Annotated in this window: 17 protein-coding genes; 12 read left to right on the top strand and 5 right to left on the bottom strand. The window is 64.2% G+C overall.

Annotated features, from left to right (window positions below; translation table 11 throughout):
* Positions 1 to 8: 8 nt before the first annotated feature.
* From ACODSK_RS14660 to ACODSK_RS14650, 3 genes are read right to left on the bottom strand one after another with little or no spacing between them, the layout of a single operon-like run.
* Complete coding sequence (locus ACODSK_RS14660; protein WP_489017039.1) at positions 9 to 776, bottom strand: heme ABC transporter ATP-binding protein; 768 nt, start codon at positions 774 to 776, stop codon at positions 9 to 11.
* On the bottom strand, positions 776 to 1,759 hold the full coding sequence (locus tag ACODSK_RS14655) for a FecCD family ABC transporter permease (RefSeq protein ID WP_489017061.1): 984 nt from the start codon (positions 1,757 to 1,759) through the stop codon (positions 776 to 778). The genes ACODSK_RS14660 and ACODSK_RS14655 overlap by 1 nt, the downstream gene beginning before the upstream one ends.
* Before the next feature lie 50 nt (positions 1,760 to 1,809).
* On the bottom strand, positions 1,810 to 2,688 hold the full coding sequence (locus ACODSK_RS14650; protein WP_489017037.1) for a heme/hemin ABC transporter substrate-binding protein: 879 nt from the start codon (positions 2,686 to 2,688) through the stop codon (positions 1,810 to 1,812).
* Between the two features lie 139 nt (positions 2,689 to 2,827).
* Between ACODSK_RS14650 and ACODSK_RS14645 the strand changes: the two genes are divergently transcribed.
* On the top strand, positions 2,828 to 3,145 hold the full coding sequence (locus ACODSK_RS14645; RefSeq protein ID WP_489017035.1) for a Rieske (2Fe-2S) protein: 318 nt from the start codon (positions 2,828 to 2,830) through the stop codon (positions 3,143 to 3,145).
* On the opposite strand, the gene sfsA is transcribed toward ACODSK_RS14645, so the two are convergent.
* Together sfsA and ACODSK_RS14635 are read right to left on the bottom strand one after the other, a co-directional pair.
* Complete coding sequence (gene sfsA, locus ACODSK_RS14640; RefSeq protein WP_489017034.1) at positions 3,135 to 3,848, bottom strand: DNA/RNA nuclease SfsA; 714 nt, start codon at positions 3,846 to 3,848, stop codon at positions 3,135 to 3,137. The genes ACODSK_RS14645 and sfsA overlap by 11 nt on opposite strands.
* Entirely contained in the window at positions 3,848 to 5,020 is a 1,173-nt protein-coding gene (locus ACODSK_RS14635) for a pyridoxal phosphate-dependent aminotransferase (protein WP_489017032.1), read from the bottom strand. The genes sfsA and ACODSK_RS14635 overlap by 1 nt, the downstream gene beginning before the upstream one ends.
* A 213-nt stretch (positions 5,021 to 5,233) precedes the next feature.
* Between ACODSK_RS14635 and dksA the strand changes: the two genes are divergently transcribed.
* The 11 genes from dksA to acs all read left to right on the top strand — a co-directional run bounded on the left by dksA (position 5,234) and on the right by acs (position 19,770).
* Positions 5,234 to 5,680, top strand: coding sequence for an RNA polymerase-binding protein DksA (gene dksA, locus ACODSK_RS14630; protein ID WP_489017030.1), 447 nt, complete (start codon positions 5,234 to 5,236; stop codon positions 5,678 to 5,680).
* Positions 5,681 to 5,745: 65 nt separating this feature from the next.
* A complete protein-coding gene (gluQRS, locus tag ACODSK_RS14625; RefSeq protein ID WP_489017028.1) occupies positions 5,746 to 6,633 on the top strand; it encodes a tRNA glutamyl-Q(34) synthetase GluQRS in 888 nt (295 codons plus the stop codon).
* Between the two features lie 152 nt (positions 6,634 to 6,785).
* Positions 6,786 to 6,962 (top strand): hypothetical protein, encoded by a 177-nt coding sequence (locus ACODSK_RS14620; RefSeq protein ID WP_003250005.1) that lies wholly within the window; start codon positions 6,786 to 6,788, stop codon positions 6,960 to 6,962.
* Positions 6,946 to 9,900, top strand: a complete 2,955-nt coding sequence (locus ACODSK_RS14615; RefSeq protein WP_489017026.1) for a sensor histidine kinase — start codon at positions 6,946 to 6,948, stop codon at positions 9,898 to 9,900. Before ACODSK_RS14620 ends, ACODSK_RS14615 begins: the two co-directional genes overlap by 17 nt.
* 22 nt (positions 9,901 to 9,922) lie before the next feature.
* Positions 9,923 to 11,362 (top strand): sigma-54-dependent transcriptional regulator, encoded by a 1,440-nt coding sequence (locus tag ACODSK_RS14610; RefSeq protein ID WP_489017024.1) that lies wholly within the window; start codon positions 9,923 to 9,925, stop codon positions 11,360 to 11,362.
* A 742-nt stretch (positions 11,363 to 12,104) separates the two neighbouring features.
* Positions 12,105 to 13,493, top strand: coding sequence for a polynucleotide adenylyltransferase PcnB (locus tag ACODSK_RS14605; protein WP_489017022.1), 1,389 nt, complete (start codon positions 12,105 to 12,107; stop codon positions 13,491 to 13,493).
* Entirely contained in the window at positions 13,490 to 13,969 is a 480-nt protein-coding gene (gene folK, locus ACODSK_RS14600; protein WP_489017020.1) for a 2-amino-4-hydroxy-6-hydroxymethyldihydropteridine diphosphokinase, read from the top strand. Before ACODSK_RS14605 ends, folK begins: the two co-directional genes overlap by 4 nt.
* Before the next feature lie 249 nt (positions 13,970 to 14,218).
* A complete protein-coding gene (panB, locus tag ACODSK_RS14595; protein ID WP_489017018.1) occupies positions 14,219 to 15,019 on the top strand; it encodes a 3-methyl-2-oxobutanoate hydroxymethyltransferase in 801 nt (266 codons plus the stop codon).
* Positions 15,016 to 15,873: a pantoate--beta-alanine ligase gene (gene panC / locus ACODSK_RS14590; RefSeq protein WP_489017017.1), complete on the top strand. Its 858-nt coding sequence runs from the start codon at positions 15,016 to 15,018 to the stop codon at positions 15,871 to 15,873. The genes panB and panC overlap by 4 nt, the downstream gene beginning before the upstream one ends.
* 166 nt (positions 15,874 to 16,039) lie before the next feature.
* Positions 16,040 to 17,704: a glucose-6-phosphate isomerase gene (pgi, locus tag ACODSK_RS14585; RefSeq protein ID WP_489017015.1), complete on the top strand. Its 1,665-nt coding sequence runs from the start codon at positions 16,040 to 16,042 to the stop codon at positions 17,702 to 17,704.
* A gap of 131 nt (positions 17,705 to 17,835) precedes the next feature.
* Entirely contained in the window at positions 17,836 to 19,770 is a 1,935-nt protein-coding gene (gene acs, locus ACODSK_RS14580) for an acetate--CoA ligase (protein WP_489017014.1), read from the top strand.
* Positions 19,771 to 19,775: the final 5 nt, after the last annotated feature.

The following is a 19,775-nucleotide window of genomic DNA, read 5'->3' as shown; positions in this document are numbered from 1 at the left end:
CACAACTCCTATCGGGCAATGATGAGCGGATGCCCCCGCTCAGGATGACGCTGGACCAATACATCGAGACCGAACACCGCCTTCAGCGCACCCGGTTGCAATACCTGCTCGGGGGTGTCGAAAGCATAGGGCCGGCCGTTTTCCAGCAGCAGAATGCGATCACAATAGCGTGCCGCCAGGTTCAGATCGTGCAGGATCACCAGCACGGCAGCACCACGGTCGGCAAAGCCACGTACCGCCTGGAGCGTAGTGTGTTGATGCAGAGGATCAAGCGCGGACGTCGGTTCGTCGAGCAGCAGTGTCCGCCCAGCCTCGCCCGGCCAGAGCTGCGCCAGGACCCGCGCCAGGTGCACGCGCTGGCGTTCACCGCCAGACAGCGCCAGGTAGCTGCGCTCGGCGAGGTGCAGCGCATCGGCGGCCTGAAGCGCCGCGGTAACGATCTCCCGATCACGAACCTGCCCGGTGCGATGAGGCAACCGCCCCATGCCCACCACTTCCTCGACCCGGAAAGCAAAGCCAAGGCTCGACGCCTGTGGCAATACCGCCAGGCGCTGGGCCCGCTCCTGTCCCGGCCAATCGGCCAACGGCCGCTCATGCAGCAGAACCCGGCCACGATGGGCTGACAACTCCCCGCACAGCGCACCGAGCAAGGTACTCTTGCCGGCTCCATTGGGGCCAAGCACACCCAGCACTTGCCCCGGGGCCACATCGAGGCTGACGCCATCGAGCACGGTCTTGTGCCCGCGAATGACCTGCAGATCACTCACCTGAAGCATCAGGCACGCCCCCGCAACAGCAGATAGAGAAAGAACGGCGCACCGATGAAGGCAGTAACGATACCGATCGGCAACTCCGCCGGCGCCAATGCCAGGCGCGCGATCAGATCAGCGAACAGCAGCAGCGAAGCACCAGCCAGCAAGGATGCCGGCAGCAGCACGCGGTGATCAGGCCCCGCCAACAGGCGCACGAGATGCGGAACCACCAGGCCGATAAAGCCGATCAACCCCGCCGCCGCCACCGCCGCACCTACCCCCAGGGCGGTGCAGAACACCAGCTCGCGCTTGAGTTTTTCCACCTCGAAGCCCAGGTGCCGCGCCTCGGACTCGCCGAGCAGCAAGGCGTTCAGCGCCTCGGCCCGACGCGGTAGCCAGAGGGCCACGCCGGTCGCCACCAGCACCAGTGGCCACAACCGCTGGTAGCTGGCGCCATTGAGGCTGCCGAGGTTCCAGAAAGTAAGGGTACGCAGGGTGGCATCGTCCGCCAGGTAAGTGAACAGACCGACCGCCGAACTGGCCAGTGCGGTCAGGGCGATGCCCGCCAGCAGCATGGTGGCGACGCTGGTCTGCCCCTCCTTGCTACCAAGCCGGTAGACCAGCGCGGTCACCCCCAGGCCACCGAGAAAAGCACACAGCGACAGCAAATAAGGCGCGAACACCTCCGGCACGCCGCCTACCCAGGTGCTGCCGACAATGGCAATCGCCGCGCCAAGCGCCGCACCACTGGACACCCCCACCAGCCCCGGATCCGCCAGAGGGTTGCGGAACAGTCCCTGCATCGCCACCCCGGCCAAGGCCAGTACTGCCCCTACCGCCAGGCCGAGCAAGGTACGCGGCAAACGAATCTGCCCGAGGATCAGTTCTGCCTGCTCCAGACCATCGCCGTTGACCGGCAGTCCGAGCAGGCGCAAGCCGACGCGCAGGGTATCGATCAATGGCAGGCTGACCGGACCGAGTGCCAGCGACAACCAGACCGCCAGCAGGCAGAGCAGTCCGAGGGCGATGAACAGGGTGCGCGGGCTGACCAGTCGGGTCATGGCGCCAGTTGCGCCTTGGCCGCCGGGTAGAAGGCCTGCGCCAGCGCTTGCAGACTGGCCGGCAGACGCGGGCCGAGACCGCCGACCAGCAGGGTCGGGTCAAGATCGATCAGGCGTTTCTCGCGCACCGCACGGGAAGCGGCCAGCGCCGGGTTTTCCTTGATCAGCGCTTGCAGCGCAGCGTCGCCGGTCAGGGCGCGGTCGGAAACCACCACCACCTCGGGATTCAAGGCCGCCAGGGTTTCCGTAGAGAAATTCTTGTAACCGTCGTTGGTCGCCAGATTGCGCCCGCCGGCCTGCTCGATCAGCCAGTCGCCAGCGGTGCCCTTGCCGGCGATCATCGGCTTGGCCCCCGCATGGCCGACCAGCAGGATCACCCCCGGCGCACCTGCGCTGGCCTGGACCGCCTTGACCTTCGCCTTCAGGGCATCAAGCTGCTGGCGATAGTCGACAAAGCGCTGTTCGGCCTGCTCTGGCTTGCCCAGCAACTCGCCCAGGTGCTTGAGGTTGCCATGCACGGCCTCCAGGTCGGCCTGGCTGGAAAACAGCTCGACACGCACCTTGGCCCCGCGGATCTGCGCCAGCACCGGTGGCGGCCCCATTTCCTCGGTTCCCACGAGCACGTCCGGACGCAGGCTCAACACACCCTCGGCGGACAACTGGCGCTGGTAACCGATACTCGGCAAAGCCTTCAGGGATTGCGGGTGCTGGCTGGTGGTATCGACCCCCACCAAACGGGATTCCGCCCCCAGCTCGACGATCCATTCGCTGAGCGCACCACCGGCACTGACCCAGCGCTGCGGCAGTTGCTCGGCCTGCGCCGGGTTGAACACAAGCCCGATACAAAGGGCGATCAGGCTGGCATATCGGCGCATGGTGGAGCTTCCTGTGCATGAAGGTATGAGGTAGGCGACGGACAAGGTATAAAGGCGCCCGACGCCCTCTGGGCTCGCAATTTGATAATTATTTGCATTTAAGCGTCAAGCTGCCTGCATTCGTCACGGAGCCTCCCCCATGCATCTTCTCTGCGCGTCCAGCGAACTGGGCGAAGGCCAGAGCCGTGGATTCAGCCACGCCGGCATGGAGCTGCTGGGCGTCCGCCACCAGGGTCGGGTCCATCTGTACCGCAACCGCTGCCCCCATCGTGGCATCCCGCTGAACTGGCAGCCGGACGATTTTCTCGACAGCAGCGCCAGCCTGATCGCCTGCGCCCACCATGGCGCGCTATTCCTTGTCGAGAGCGGTGAATGCGTGGCCGGGCCTTGCGAGGGCGAGCTTCTCGAAGCCCTGGACTGCCACGAAGACAGCCAGGGCATCTGGCTCAGGGATTGAGCAGCACCGGCAGCCGCCGGTCGATGCGTACCTGGTGGTTATCCAGCGTTACACCGTAGGCCAGCACCTCGACACCGTCGAGCACCGCAGCGCGCAAGGCCGTGGCATAGCCCGGATCGATCTCCTCGGCCGGACGTACCGCTTCGATGCCGGTCAGGTTCACACAATAGAGCTGCACCGCACGGACACCCTGGCGGGCCAGCGCAGACAGCTCGCGCAGGTGCTTGGCACCGCGCTGGGTCACCGCGTCGGGAAAGGCCGCCGTGGTATCACCGTCAAAACCGAGGGTCACGCTTTTCACTTCAACGTAGGCCAGCCCGGTGTCGTAGGTCAGCTGGAAGTCGATGCGGCTTTTTTCCTCGCCATAGGGCACCTCGCGGCGTAGCGAGGTGAAACCGGCCAGTTCGCTGATCACGCCAGCTCGCAGCGCTTCCTCGACAATGGCATTGGCCCGCCCGGTGTTCACGCAAGCCAGGCGCCCTTGCGGAGTTTCACTGATCTCCCAGGTGCCGGGCAGCTTGCGCTTGGGATCGCCGGAGCGACTGAACCAGACCTGCCCGCCCTCCTTCATGCAATTGAGCATCGACCCGGTGTTCGGGCAGTGGATGGTCATCTGCTCGCCGCTGGGCAATTCAATATCAGCGAGGAAGCGCTTGTAGCGTTTCAGCAGACGAGCTTCTTCGAGCAACGGGGTAAATTCCATCAGCCTTGCCAGCTCCGCAGGCCCCGGGCGATCCGCTCCACGGCCTCGTGCAGGCGCGGCAGGCTCTGGGTGTAGGCGAAACGCACGTGATGGCTGGCCTGGTGCCGGCCGAAATCGATGCCCGGGGTAAAGGCAATGTGTTCGGTTTCGAGGAAGTGTCGGCAGAAGGCGAAAGCGTCGCCGCCGAACTTGCTGATATCGGCGTAAAGGTAGAAGGCGCCCTGGGGCTCCACGCTGATAGCGAAGCCCAGCTCACGCAGGGCCGGCAGGAGGAAATCGCGGCGACGGGCAAATTCGGCGCGGCGCTCTTCGAGGATTTCGATGGTGCGCGGGTCGAAACAGGCCAGCGCAGCGTGCTGAGCCATGCTCGGTGCACTGATATAGAGGTTCTGCGCCAGCTTCTCCAACTCGGGAATCGCCGCCGGTGGCGCTACCAGCCAACCCAGGCGCCAGCCGGTCATGCCGAAATATTTTGAGAAACTATTCAGGATGAACGCCTGGTCGTCGACTTCCAGGGCGCTTGGCGCATCCATGCCGTAGGTCAGCCCGTGGTAGATCTCGTCCACCACCAGGTGGCCGTTGTGCGCACGGGTTGCCCGGGACAGCCCGGCCAGCGCGTCGCGATCGAGCACGGTACCGGTCGGGTTGGCCGGCGAAGCGACCAGGGCACCGACGGTATCGTGGTCCCAATAGCGCTCCACCAGGTCGGCGTTGAGCTGGTAGTTGACCTCCGGCCCCACCGGCACCAATTGCGCTCCGCCTTCCACCAGCCGCAGGAAATGCCGATTGCATGGGTAGCCCGGGTCGGCCAGCAGCCAGTGCTTGCCCGGGTCCACCAGCAGACTGCTGGCCAGCAGCAGCGCACCGGAACCACCGGGAGTAATGAGGATGCGCTGCGGGTCGATGTTCAGCCCGTAGCGCTGCCCGTAGAAGCCGGCGATCGCCTCGCGCAACGCCGGCAGCCCGCGGGCTGCGGTGTAGCGGGTATGTCCGGCGGCCAGCGCGGCCTGGCCGGCTTCGACGATGGGCGCGGCGGTGGTGAAGTCCGGCTCGCCGATCTCCAGGTGAATGACGTCGTTGCCGGCGGCCTGCAATTCGTTGGCCCGCGCCAGCAGCGCCATCACGTGAAAGGGTTCGATGGCGCGACTGCGCGCACTGTAGGGCTGAGCCATTGGCCTTCTCTCAATCGGGACTAGACTGATGATTCTAACCGCGCACTGCGGCGAACGTATGGGTAAACCCCGCTGTCCTACCGGAGATAACCGGGAGTAGCGCACCCCGATCCTATCTGGTAAGTTCGGCGGCTCGCAGTCGCAGGGCCGGCGGTCGCCGGATATGGAAACATGCCTGCGCATTGGATCAGATGAGTGAGAGGCGGTCTATTCATGTCCACCGTAGAAAAGCAAAAAGCCGGTCATTCCATGTACGGTGTCGATGCCTATGTGGAGACCAAAGGTGAGGAGTACATGGGCGAGCCCATGAAGAAGCACTTCACCAAACTGCTGAATGCCTGGAAACAGGATCTGATGCAGAGTGTGGATCGCACCGTGGACCACATGAAGGATGAAGCCGCCAACTTCCCCGACCCGGCCGACCGTGCCAGCCAGGAAGAAGAGTTCGCCCTGGAATTGCGTAACCGCGACCGCGAGCGCAAGTTGATCAAGAAGATCGACAAGACCGTGCAGAAGATCCAGGACAACGAGTACGGCTGGTGCGAGCAGTGCGGTATCGAGATCGGCCTGCGTCGCCTGGAAGCCCGTCCGACTGCGGACCTGTGCTTCGACTGCAAGGAACTCGCGGAGAAGAAGGAAAAGACGATCGGCAAAGGCTGATCCCTCACTCCGACAGAACGGGGCGCATCATGCGCCCCGTTTCATTTATACAGCCTGCCCAGACCATGACCGACTCCCGCTACATTGGGCGTTTCGCCCCTACCCCCAGTGGTTTCCTGCACTTCGGCTCGCTGGTCGCGGCCCTCGCCTCCTGGCTTGATGCCCGTGCGGTCGGCGGCCAGTGGCTGCTGCGCATGGAAGATATCGACCCGCCGCGAGAAGCCCCCGGCGCCCAGGCCGCGATTCTCAAGACCCTGGAAAGCTACGGCCTGGAATGGGACGGCGAGGTGGTCTACCAGCATGACCGCCACGAAGCCTATGCCGAAGTAATCGAGCGCCTGTTCCGCCAGGGCCTGGCTTATGCCTGCACCTGTTCGCGCAAGCAACTGGAGGGCTGCAACGGCATCTATCCGGGACTGTGCCGCAACCTCGGCCATGAGCGGGAAGACGCCGCCATTCGTATCCGCGTGCCGGAACTGACCTACAGCTTCACCGACCGGGTCCAGGGGCATTTTCAGCAACATCTGGGCAAGGAAGTCGGCGACTTCGTCATCCAGCGCCGCGATGGCCTGTACGCCTACCAACTGGCGGTGGTACTCGACGATGCCTGGCAGGGAGTGACCGATATCGTGCGTGGCGCCGATCTGCTGGATAACACGCCGCGCCAACTGTATCTCCAGGAGCTGCTGGGGCTGTCGCAACCGCGCTACCTGCATGTCCCGCTGATCATCCAGCCGGACGGCCACAAGCTGGGCAAGTCCTACCGCTCGGCGCCGCTACCGGCAGAGCAGGCCACGCCCTTGCTGCTGAGGGCCCTGCGCGCCCTGGGACAGGCCACCGATCCCGCCATGGGCGAAGCCCTTCCCGCCGAACTGCTGACCCACGCGGCCCGGCACTGGGATGCGCAAGCGATTCCGCGCAGCCTGACCCTCCCCGAGGCGGAGCTGCGCTGAGTGCTTGCCGGAAAAAAGAAAGGCCAATAGATTCAACCTCTTGGGTCATATTCGCCTGCCCGTTTGCAGGCGCCCGCCCTTCCGTTACCATCACCCGCGTTTTGCGCCAATAATAAATCCAGTTCGCAGCGCGGAATTCCATCGAGGCCAGCATGTACATCTATCGTTTGGTCCTGCTTCTGGTCGTGGGGATCTACCTGTTTTCCCCGGCCATCATGGACTGGTGGATCGAGCCGACCGGTGCCTGGTATCGCCCTTACCTGCTCTGGCTGATCCTGATCGTCGTGACCTTTATCCTGCAGAGCCAACGTGATGCCGATGAGCTTTAGCCTGACCCAGATGATCCTGATCAGTGCCGCCTACCTGCTGGTGCTGTTCGGCGTGGCCTGGATCAGCGAACGCGGCATGATCCCCCGGGCGATCATCCGTCATCCCCTGACCTACACCCTGTCCCTCGGCGTCTATGCCAGCGCCTGGGCCTTCTACGGTACGGTCGGCCTCGCCTACCAATATGGCTACGGCTTCCTCGCCTGTTACCTCGGGGTTTCCGGGGCTTTCCTGCTAGCGCCGGTGCTGCTCTACCCGATCCTCAAGATCACCCGCACCTACCAGCTCTCGTCCCTGGCCGATCTGATCGCCTTCCGCTTTCGCAGTACCTGGGCCGGCGCGCTGACCACGGTGTTCATGCTGATCGGCGTGCTGCCGCTGCTGGCCCTGCAGATCCAGGCGGTGGCCGACTCCATCAGCATCCTCACCGGCGAGCCGGTGAAGAGCCGCGTGGCCCTGGCCTTCTGCGCGATGATCACGCTGTTCACCATCTTCTTCGGCTCGCGGCACATCGCCACCCGCGAGAAGCACGAGGGCCTGGTCTTCGCCATCGCCTTCGAGTCGGTGGTCAAACTCCTCGCCCTCGGCGGGATCGGTCTGTATGCGCTGTACGGCGTGTTCGGCGGTCCGCATCAGCTGGAGGTCTGGCTGCTGCAGAACCAGACCGCCCTCGCCGCCCTGCACACGCCGTTGCAGGAAGGTCCATGGCGCACCCTGCTGCTGGTGTTCTTCGCCTCGGCCATCGTCATGCCGCACATGTATCACATGGCCTTTACCGAAAACCTCAACCCGCGCTCGCTGGTCAGCGCCAGCTGGGGCCTGCCGCTGTTCCTGCTGCTGATGAGCCTGGCGGTGCCGCTGATCCTGTGGGCCGGCCTGAAGCTCGGCGCCAGCACCAACCCGGAATACTTCACCCTCGGCCTGGGCATCGCCGCCAACAACCAGTCCCTGGCCCTGCTCGCCTATATCGGCGGGTTATCGGCCTCCAGCGGGCTGATCATCGTCACTACCCTGGCGCTGTCGGGCATGGCCCTCAACCACCTGGTGCTGCCGCTGTACCAGCCACCGGCCGAAGGCAATATCTACCGCTGGCTGAAGTGGACCCGCCGCGCGCTGATCGTCGCCATCATCGCCGCCGGTTTCGGCTTCTACCTGCTGCTCGGTGCGCAACAGGACCTGGCCAACCTCGGCATCGTCGCCTTCGTCGCCACCTTGCAGTTCCTGCCCGGCGTGCTTTCGGTGCTGTACTGGCCGACCGCCAACCGCCGCGGCTTCATCGCCGGCCTGCTTGCCGGGATCACCGTGTGGATGGTGACCATGCTGCTGCCGCTGGTCGGCAACCTGCAGGGCTTCTACATCCCGTTGCTGAACATGATCTACGTGCTCGACGACACCAGCTGGCACATGGCGGCCATCGCCTCGCTGGCGGCGAACGTGCTGCTGTTCACCCTGATTTCCCTGTTCACCAACGCCAGCTCCGAGGAAGTCGGCGCCGCCGAAGCCTGTGCGGTGGACAATGTCCGCCGCCCGCAACGACGCGAGCTGCATGCCGCCTCGCCACAGGAGTTCGCCACGCAACTGGCCAAGCCGTTGGGGGCCAAGGCAGCGCAAAAGGAAGTCGAACAGGCACTGCGCGATCTCTACCTGCCGTTCGACGAACGCCGCCCGTATGCCCTGCGCCGCCTGCGCGACCGCATCGAGGCCAACCTGTCCGGCCTGATGGGGCCGAGCGTGGCACAGGACATGGTGGAAACTTTCCTGCCCTACAAGTCCGGCAGCGAGAACTACGTCACCGAAGACATTCACTTCATCGAAAGCCGTCTCGAGGACTACCACTCACGCCTCACTGGCCTGGCAGCCGAGCTCGATGCGCTGCGCCGCTATCACCGGCAGACCCTGCAGGAACTGCCGATGGGCGTCTGTTCCCTGGCCAAGGACCAGGAAATCCTCATGTGGAACAAGGCCATGGAAGAGCTGACCGGGATTCCCGCCAAGCGCGTGGTCGGCTCGCGCCTCAGCACCATCGTCGAGCCCTGGCGCGGCCTGCTGCTGGGCTTCATCAACGTGCCCGACGAGCACTTGCACAAGCAGCGCCTCGCCCTGGACGGCCAGACCCGCTGGCTGAACCTGCACAAGGCGGCCATCGACGAGCCGCTGGCCCCCGGTAACAGCGGCCTGGTGCTGCTGGTGGAAGACCTTACGGAAACCCAGATGCTCGAAGACAAGCTGGTGCATTCCGAGCGTCTGGCCAGCATCGGGCGCCTGGCTGCTGGCGTCGCCCACGAGATCGGCAACCCGGTAACAGGGATCGCCTGCCTGGCGCAGAACCTGCGCGAAGAGCGCGAGGACGACGGCGAAATCACCGAGCTGAGCAGCCAGATTCTCGAACAGACCAAGCGCATCTCGCGCATAGTCCAGTCGCTGATGAGTTTCGCCCACGCCGGCAGCCACCAGCACAGCGACGAACCGGTATGCCTGGCCGAAGTGGCGCAGGACGCCATCGGCCTGCTGGCGCTGAACAGACGCAATTTCGAAGTGCAGTTCTTCAACCTGTGCGACCCGGAACATTGGGTCGAGGGCGATCCGCAGCGCCTCGCCCAGGTGCTGATCAACCTGCTCTCCAACGCCCGCGACGCCTCCCCGGCCGGCGCGGCGGTGCGGGTACGCAGCGAGGCCAGCGAACATACCGTGGACCTGATCGTCGAGGACGAAGGCAGCGGTATCCCGAAAAACATCATGGATCGCCTGTTCGAACCCTTCTTCACCACCAAGGATCCTGGCGAGGGAACCGGCCTGGGCCTCGCTCTGGTCTATTCCATCGTGGAAGAGCATTATGGACAGATCACCATCGACAGCCCGGCCGATACCAAGAGCCAACGTGGCACCCGGATCCGAGTGACCCTGCCACGACATGTCGAAGCGACGTCCGCTGTGAACTGAGACCGTCGAGAGAATTGAATCAATGCCTCATATTCTGATCGTCGAAGACGAAACCATCATCCGTTCCGCCCTGCGCCGCCTGCTGGAGCGTAACCAGTACCAGGTCAGCGAGGCCGGATCGGTCCAGGAAGCCCAGGAGCGATTCAGCATCGCCACCTTCGACCTGATCGTCAGCGACCTGCGCCTGCCCGGCGCACCCGGCACCGAGCTGATCAAGCTGGGCCAGGGCACGCCGGTGCTGATCATGACCAGCTATGCCAGCCTGCGCTCGGCGGTGGACTCGATGAAGATGGGCGCGGTGGACTACATCGCCAAGCCCTTCGACCACGATGAAATGCTCCAGGCCGTCGCGCGTATCCTCCGCGACCGGCAGAACGCCCCGGCGGCGCCAGTGGAGCGCAGCAACGGCAAGGCAGCGGCCGGCGACAAGGCTGCCAGCGCCGGCAATGCCAACGGCGAGATCGGCATCATCGGCTCCTGCCCGCCCATGCAGGATCTCTACAGCAAGATCCGCAAGGTCGCGCCCACCGACTCCAACGTGTTGATCCAGGGTGAGTCCGGCACCGGTAAAGAACTGGTGGCCCGCGCCCTGCACAACCTCTCGCGCCGGGCCAAGGCGCCGATGATCTCGGTGAACTGCGCGGCAATCCCGGAAACCCTGATCGAGTCCGAGCTGTTCGGTCACGAGAAAGGCGCCTTCACCGGCGCCAGTGCCGGGCGCGCCGGTCTGGTCGAAGCTGCGGACGGTGGCACGCTGTTCCTCGACGAAATTGGCGAGCTGCCTCTGGAGGCCCAGGCCCGCCTGCTGCGCGTTCTCCAGGAAGGCGAGATCCGCCGGGTCGGTTCGGTGCAGTCGCAGAAGGTCGATGTGCGCCTGATCGCCGCGACCCACCGCGACCTGAAGAACCTGGCCAAGGTCGGCCAGTTCCGCGAAGACCTTTATTACCGCCTGCACGTCATCGCCCTGAAACTGCCCGCCCTGCGCGAGCGTGGCGCCGACGTCAACGAGATCGCCAACGCCTTCCTTGCTCGCCAGGCCGCCCGCATCGGACGCAACGACCTGAAATTCGCCCACGATGCCGAACAGGCCATCCGTCACTATTCCTGGCCGGGTAACGTGCGTGAACTGGAAAACGCGGTGGAGCGTGCGGTGATTCTCTGCGAGAGCCCGGAAATTTCCGCGGACCTGCTGGGCATCGACATCGAACTGGGCGACCTGGAAGACGACGAGACCTTCGACAACCTGCCGGCAATCGCCAACCAGGCCAACGCCGCCAGTCACGAACCCACCGAGGATCTGTCGCTGGAGGACTACTTCCAGCATTTCGTCCTCGAGCATCAGGACCACATGACCGAGACCGAGCTGGCACGCAAGCTCGGGGTCAGCCGCAAGTGCCTGTGGGAGCGTCGCCAGCGCCTGGGTATCCCGCGGCGCAAAAGCGGGGCCACCAGCGAGAGCTGAGCGCAGATGCGGGCCGAGTCCTGCGACATGGTGTCACCCCCATTCGGGTAACACCGCATTTCGGCCAAAAACTGTTACCTCGTGACGAGGTCGTAACAGAAACCGGGGTTAACGGTAACGAAACCCCGGTTTTTTTTCGCCCCGAAATCACCCCTGAATCGCGCTAAGCCCTTGTTTTACTGGGCTTTGCAAAAGTTGGCACGGCACCTGCTATATGTTCGGTACAAGAACAATAACAAGCACTGCAAAACACAATAAAAATAAGACGAATCGGCTCACGCACAATAAGAACAAGACGGCGGAGGCGCAGCTAACTGATTCTTTTGGAGAGGAGTTGTGTTTGGGGCTTGCCCCACAACCAGGCAGAGAACAACAAAAACTGCACTCAAGCAGAGCCTGAACTGGTTGGATCGGAAGATCATCGCAACATCAGCGACCAAAGCAATCCGTTTGCTCTTGTACTCCCGATTAGGGAGACAGTCCACAGGCCCCAGGGCGTTTAGTGGATCAGGGCACTCAACAAAAACAAAAAGCCCGACCAAAAAAACAATAAGAGCACGCAACTACTTCTTGGGGAGCTTCGGCTCCCCTTGTAGTTTCCGCCTCACAGAAATCCCCTCCTCAGTCGTCTCACCCCATTTCGCGGGTGCCTACACCCTTTTCCGACTAAATGCTAGAATCCGTGCCCATCATGCGGCCATTCTTCGTTTCTGGCCGAAAATTCCTTCAAACAGTGCATCCCATGCTGAAGAAGCTGTTCCAGTCTTTCCGTCCCCCGGCGCGCGTCCAGCACCACATTCGCACCACGCCCGAGGTGATCAACCATTCGCAGCACTCGCTGCAACGGCACCAGTTCAGCCGCCACGCGGTGAACATCGTCGAACGCCTGCAAAGCGCCGGCTACCAGGCCTACCTGGTGGGTGGTTGCGTACGCGACCTGCTCCTGGGCATCACGCCCAAGGACTTCGACGTCGCCACCAGCGCCACGCCCGAGCAGATCCGTGCCGAATTCCGCAACGCGCGGATCATTGGCCGGCGCTTCAAGCTGGTCCATGTGCATTTCGGCCGCGAGATCATCGAAGTCGCGACCTTCCGTGCCAACCATCCGACAGACGAAGAAGAAAACAGTCACCAGTCGTCCCGCAACGAAAGCGGACGCATCCTGCGTGACAACGTCTACGGCACTCTGGAAGACGACGCCCAACGCCGCGATTTCACCATCAACGCGCTGTACTACGATCCGGTCAGCGAGCGCATCCTCGACTACGCCAACGGCGTGCACGACGTGCGCAACCGCCTGGTCCGACTGATCGGCGATCCGACCCAGCGTTACCAGGAAGACCCGGTGCGCATGCTGCGTGCAGTGCGTTTCGCCGCCAAGCTCAACTTCGGCATCGAGAAGCACACCGTGCTGCCGATCCGCGAACTGGCGCCGATGCTGCGGGAGATCCCGGCGGCGCGCCTGTTCGAGGAATCGCTGAAGCTGTTCCTGTCCGGCCATGCCGCCGACACCTTCGAGATGCTGGTCGACCTGCAACTGTTCGATCCGCTGTTCCCGGCCAGTGCCCAGGCCCTCGAAGACCAGCCGACCTACACCCATACCTTGATCAGCAATGCGCTGATCAACACCGACCTGCGGGTCCGCCAGGGCAAGCCGGTGACTCCGGCCTTCCTCTTCGCCGCCCTGCTCTGGCCGGCCCTGCCGGCACGCGCCCTGTACCTGCAGAGCCGTGGCATGCCGCCGATCCCGGCAATGAACGAGGCAGCCCACGAGCTGATCTTCGAACAGTGCCAGCGCATCGCCATTCCCAAGCGCTTCACCCTGCCGATCCGCGAGATCTGGGACATGCAGGAGCGCCTGCCGCGCCGTAGCGGCAAACGCGCCGACCTGCTGCTGGACAACCCGCGCTTCCGCGCCGGTTACGACTTCCTCCTGCTGCGCGAAAGCGCCGGCGAGGAAACCGATGACCTCGGCCAGTGGTGGACCGACTACCAGGAATGCAACGAAAGCGAACGCCGCGACATGATCCGCGATCTCGGCAATCGTGACGAAGGCAGCACTGCCGGCCCGCGCAAACGCAAGCGCAGCCCGAGCAAACGCCGGCGCGCCGACGGTGGCGCTGGCGAATGACCCAACGCGTCTATATCGGTCTCGGCAGCAACCTGGCCAACCCGCAGGAACAACTGCGCAGCGCGCTCGACGCGCTGGCGCAGTTGCCCGAGACGCACCTGGCCGGCGTTTCGTCCTTCTATGCCAGTGACTCGCTGTCCCCCGGCCAGCCGCGCTACACCAACGCCGTGGCCGCGCTGGACACTGCCCTCGCCCCCATCGACCTGCTCGACGCCCTGCAAGGCATCGAGGCCGACCAGGGCCGCGAACGCAAGGAACGCTGGGGCCCTCGCACCCTCGACCTGGACATCCTGCTCTACGCTGACCAGGTCATCGACGAGCCGCGCCTGAAAGTCCCGCACTACCACATGCACGCCCGCCCCTTCGTGCTCTATCCCCTCGCCGAACTGGTGCCCGAAGACTTCCGTCTGGCAGACCAACGGCCCCTCGCAGAGTTACTGGCCAACTGCCCGTTCGTCGGTCTGGAGCGCCTGTAGCCGGGCGTTCCCCCAGCGGTAACGCCCGTAACAGCCCCGACGTAACAATGCGGTAACACGGTAATTGACTTCCCCCCTCGCGCTCACGACTATAGGCGTCCCGTGGCACGCCCGTGCCGTAAACAAGGCGTAATTAGGCCTGGAACAGCTCCAACCAAACACCACGATCGATGATGTGCCGTTCCAGAAGATGAATACATGCGTTGTACGCAGTGGTTTTTCACAGCGCCTGAACGAGGATTGCTTTTCATGCCAGACGTAACCCTGACCACCCTCCAGGCCCTCAAGGCCAAGGGTGAAAAAATCGCCATGCTGACCTGCTACGACGCGACCTTCGCCCAGGCCGCCGCCCGTGCCGGTGTCGAGATCCTGCTGGTTGGCGACTCCCTGGGGATGGTCCTGCAGGGCCACGACAGCACCCTGCCGGTGACCAATGCCGACATGGCCTACCACGTGGCCAGCGTCAAGCGCGGCAACGAAGGTGCGCTGATCCTCGCCGACCTGCCGTTCATGGCCTATGCCACCCCCGAACAAGCCTTCGCCAACTGCGCCCAGCTGATGCAGGCCGGCGCGCACATGGTCAAGCTCGAAGGCGCCGCCTGGCTCGCCGATACCGTGCGCCAGCTGGCCGACCGTGGCGTGCCGGTGTGCATGCACCTCGGCCTGACCCCACAGGCGGTCAACATCCTCGGTGGCTACAAGGTCCAGGGTCGTCAGGAAAACCAGGCGCGGCAAATGCGCGCCGACGCCATCGCCCTGGAACAGGCCGGTGCCGCCATGCTCCTGCTTGAATGCGTGCCGAGCGAGCTGGCCGCGGAAATCACCCAGGCGGTGAGCATCCCGGTGATCGGCATCGGCGCAGGCAGCGCCACCGACGGCCAGGTGCTGGTCATGCACGACATGCTCGGCCTGTCCCTGAGCGGCCGCGCGCCGAAGTTCGTGAAGAACTTCATGGCCGGCCAGCCGGACATCCAGAGCGCCTTCCAGGCCTACGTACAAGCGGTCAAGGATGTCAGCTTCCCCGGCAGCGAACATGGGTTCAGCGCATGAATACCGTCAAGACCGTCCTTGAACTGCGCGCCGCCGTCGCCCGCGCCCGAGGCGAAGGCAAGCGCATCGCCTTCGTGCCGACCATGGGCAACCTGCACAGCGGCCACGCCGCGCTGGTGACCAAGGCCGCCCAGCGCGCCGACTTCGTGGTGGCGAGTATCTTCGTCAACCCGCTGCAGTTCGGCCCCAGCGAAGACCTCGACAAGTACCCGCGGACCCTCGCCGCCGACCAGGAAAAACTCCTCGAAGCCGGCTGCAACCTGCTGTTCGCCCCCACCGTGGAAGAGATGTACCCGGACGGCATGGGCGTGCAGACCCGGGTCAGCGTCCCGCAACTCTCCGAAGGCCTCTGCGGCGCCAGCCGTCCCGGGCATTTCGAGGGCGTTGCGACCGTGGTCAGCAAGCTGTTCAACATGGTCCAGCCGGATCTCGCCGTGTTCGGCCAGAAGGACTTCCAGCAACTGGCGGTGATCCGCGCCATGGTCCGCGACCTGAACATGCCGATCCAGATCATCGGCGAGCCGACCGTCCGTGCCGAAGATGGCCTGGCACTGTCGTCGCGCAATGGCTACCTGAGCGCCGAGCAGCGTGCCACTGCGCCGGTGGTGTACCGCACGCTGGGCCAACTGGCCGCCGGCATCCGCCAGGGCCGCCGCGACTTCCCGGCGCTGATCGCCGAAGGCCAGGAGACTCTGATCGCCGCCGGCCTCAAGCCCGACTACCTGGAAGTCCGCCACGCCCTCAGCCTGCGCCCCGCCATCGATACCGACCGTGATCTGGTGATCCTGGTCGCTGCCTACCTCGGCCCGACCCGGCTGATCGATAACCTGCACCTGAATCTCGACGACAACTAAATTCGAGAAATGCTCCGGGCCAGGATGCCCGGACGCGGGTTGTAGCGAAATGACATATCTCAATGGCTTTTACCGGCCTGTCGCGAAATAATCCGCGACGGGCCGGTAACGGCTACACGTTCTCCGTGTCCAAAGGCAGTTCACGCAATCAAGGAACCCTGCAGCGATGGCGTATTACCGTACTCCTCATGATGTCACCGCTCTGCCAGCCTGGCAGGCACTCCAGCAACACCGCGAAGCCATGCAGGATTTCAGCATGCGCGAGGCATTCAATGCCGACCCGCAGCGCTTCAACCAGTTTTCCCTGAGCAGTTGCGGCCTGTTCCTCGACTACTCGAAAAACCTGATCAACGCCGAGACCCGCGAAAAGCTGGTGGGCCTGGCCAATGAAGTCGGCCTGCAGGAAGCCATCCAGGCCCTGTTCGCCGGCGAGATCCTCAATGCCTCCGAAGGCCGTCCGGCACTGCACACCGCGTTGCGCCGCCCGGTGGGCGACAAGCTCAGCGTCAACGGCGTCAACGTGATGCCTGAGGTGCACAAGGTGCTCAACCAGGTCACCGAGCTGGTCGGCAAGATCCACGACGGCCTGTGGCGCGGCTACAGCGAGAAGCCGATCACCGACGTGGTCAACATCGGCATCGGCGGCTCCTTCCTCGGCCCCGAGCTGGTCTCCGAAGCGCTGCTGCCCTACGCCCAGCGCGGCGTGCGCTGCCATTACCTGGCGAATATCGACGGCAGCGAATTCCATGAGCTGTCGGCCAAGCTGCGCGCCGAAACCACCCTGTTCATCGTTTCCTCGAAATCCTTCAACACCCTGGAAACCCTGAAAAACGCCCAGGCCGCCCGTGCCTGGTACCTGGCCCAGGGCGGCTCGGAAGCCGAGCTGTACCGCCACTTCATCGCCGTTTCCAGCAACAAGGCCGCCGCCGTTGCCTTTGGCATCCGCGAAGAGAACATCTTCCCGATGTGGGACTGGGTCGGCGGGCGCTACTCGCTGTGGTCGGCCATCGGCCTGCCGATCGCCCTGGCCATCGGTACCGCCAACTTCAAGGAACTGCTGTCCGGTGCCTACACCATGGACCAGCATTTCCAGAACGCCCCGTTCGAACAGAACATGCCGGTGCTGCTGGCCCTGCTCGGCGTCTGGTACGGCAACTTCTGGGGCGCGCAGAGCCACGCGATCCTGCCCTACGACCACTACCTGCGTAACATCACCAAGCACCTGCAGCAGCTGGACATGGAGTCCAACGGCAAGCACGTGCGCCAGGACGGCACGCCGGTCAACCATGACACCGGTCCGGTGATCTGGGGTGGCGTCGGCTGCAACGGCCAGCACGCCTATCACCAGTTGCTGCACCAGGGCACCCAGCTGATTCCTGCCGACTTCATCGTCCCGGTGGTGAGCTTCAACCCGGTCGCCGACCATCATCAGTGGCTGTACGCCAACTGCCTGTCGCAGAGCCAGGCGCTGATGCTCGGCAAGACCCGCGCCGAGGCCGAGTCCGAGTTGCGCGACAAGGGCATGAGCGAGGCCGACGTGCAGAAGCTGGCGCCGCACAAGGTGATCCCGGGCAACCGTCCGAGCAACACCCTGGTGGTCGAGCGCATCAGTCCGCGGCGTCTCGGCGCGCTGGTGGCGATGTACGAGCACAAGGTGTTCGTGCAGAGCGTGATCTGGGGCATCAACGCCTTCGACCAGTGGGGCGTGGAGCTGGGCAAGGAGCTCGGCAAGGGCGTCTACCAGCGCCTGATCGGCGGTATCGAAGAGCCGGCCGAGGATGCCTCGACCCAGGGTCTGATCAACTACTTCCGCGGCCGTCACCGCGGCTGACCCCCGGTCGCTGCCCCCGAACATGGCCGGGGGCGGCGACTACACTGTCCTGACCCCGGCTGCCTTCGAAAGGCTCCCTTGCGCCATCGACGAAGGTAACGCCGTCCATAACAACAGGACAGGTCTTGCCCATGTTCGATATCAGTCGTTTTCCCCATGCCGATGCCGTCAGCCGTGCCGCCGAACTGAGCCAGGGCGACTACGATCGCCTCTACCGCCAATCCATCGAGCATCCCGAGCAATTCTGGAGCGAACAGGCGCGCCGCCTGGACTGGATCAGCCCGTGGAGCGTGGTGCAGGACTGCGATATCCGCAGCGGCAAGGCGATCTGGTTCAAGAACGCGAAACTGAACGTCAGCTACAACTGCCTCGACCGCCACCTGGCACAACGCGGTGACCAGCCGGCGATCATCTGGGAGGGCGACGACCCTGCGCGCTCTACCACCCTCACCTATCGCCAGGTACACCAGCAGGTCTGCCGTCTGGCCAACGTGCTGAAACAGCGCGGGGTGAAGAAAGGCGACCGGGTGTGCATCTACATGCCGATGATCCCTGAAGCGGCCTTCGCCATGCTCGCGTGTACCCGCATCGGCGCGATTCACTCGGTGGTCTTCGGCGGTTTCTCGCCGGATGCCCTGCGCGACCGTATCCTCGATGCCGATTGCCGCACGGTGATCACCGCCGACGAAGGCGTGCGCGGTGGCAAGACCATCCCCCTCAAGCAGAACGTCGACAAGGCCCTGGCCAGTTGCCCGAATGTCTCCAGCGTGGTGGTAGTGCGGCGTACCGGCGGTACCGTGGACTGGAGCGAGTCCCGCGACCTCTGGTACCACGAGGCCACGGCCCAGGCCGGCGACGACTGTTCGCCCGAGCCGATGGACGCCGAGGATCCGCTGTTCATCCTCTACACCTCCGGCAGCACCGGCAAACCCAAGGGCGTGCTGCATAGCACCGCCGGCTACCTGCTGCAGGCCACCCTGACCTTCAAGGTGGTGTTCGATTACCGCGACGGCGAGGTGTTCTGGTGCAGCGCCGATGTCGGCTGGGTCACCGGGCACAGCTACATCGTCTACGGTCCGCTGGCCAACGGCGCCACCAGCCTGATGTACGAAGGCGTGCCGAACTACCCGGACGCCTCGCGTTTCTGGCAAGTGGTCGACAAGCACCAGGTGAACATCTTCTACACCGCCCCAACCGCCCTGCGCGCCCTGATGCGCGAGGGCGAAGGGCCGTTGCAAGGCACCTCGCGCAAGAGCCTGCGCCTGCTCGGCAGCGTCGGCGAGCCGATCAATCCGGAAGCCTGGGAGTGGTACTTCAATGCGGTCGGCGAGCAGCGCTGCCCGATCGTCGATACCTGGTGGCAGACCGAAACCGGCGGCATCATGCTCACCCCGCTGATCAGCAACCGGCATATCAAGCCCGGCTGCGCGACCCAGCCGATGTTCGGCGTGCAACCGGTGCTGCTGGACGAAAAAGGCAAGCTGATCGAAGGTCCCGGTGCCGGGCTGCTGGCGATCAAGGCCAGTTGGCCGGCACAGATCCGCAGCGTGTACGGCGACCATCAGCGCATGGTCGATACCTACTTCAAACCCTTCCCCGGCTACTACTTCACCGGCGACGGCGCCCGCCGCGACGAGCAGGGCGACCTGTGGATAACCGGGCGCATCGATGACGTGATCAACGTCTCCGGGCACCGCATCGGCACCGCTGAAGTGGAGAGCGCGCTGGTGCTGCACGACAGCATCGCCGAGGCTGCGGTGGTGGGCTATCCCCATGACCTCAAGGGCCAGGGCATCTACGCCTTCGTCACGCCAATGAAAGGTGTCGAGCCGGACGAGGCGCTCAAGAAGGAACTGCTGGCGCTGGTCAGCAAGGAGATCGGCAGCTTCGCCAAGCCGGAGCTGATCCAGTGGGCGCCGGCGCTGCCCAAGACCCGTTCGGGCAAGATCATGCGGCGGATTCTGCGCAAGATCGCCTGCAATGAGCTGGATAGCCTGGGGGATACCTCGACCCTGGCGGATCCGTCGGTGGTGCAAGGGTTGATCGATAAGCGCCTGAATACCTGATATAC

This window comes from Pseudomonas sp. FG98, from assembly GCF_057808595.1.
Note: the sequence above shows the minus strand (reverse complement) of the source record. Positions and strands in the feature narration are given on the sequence as shown.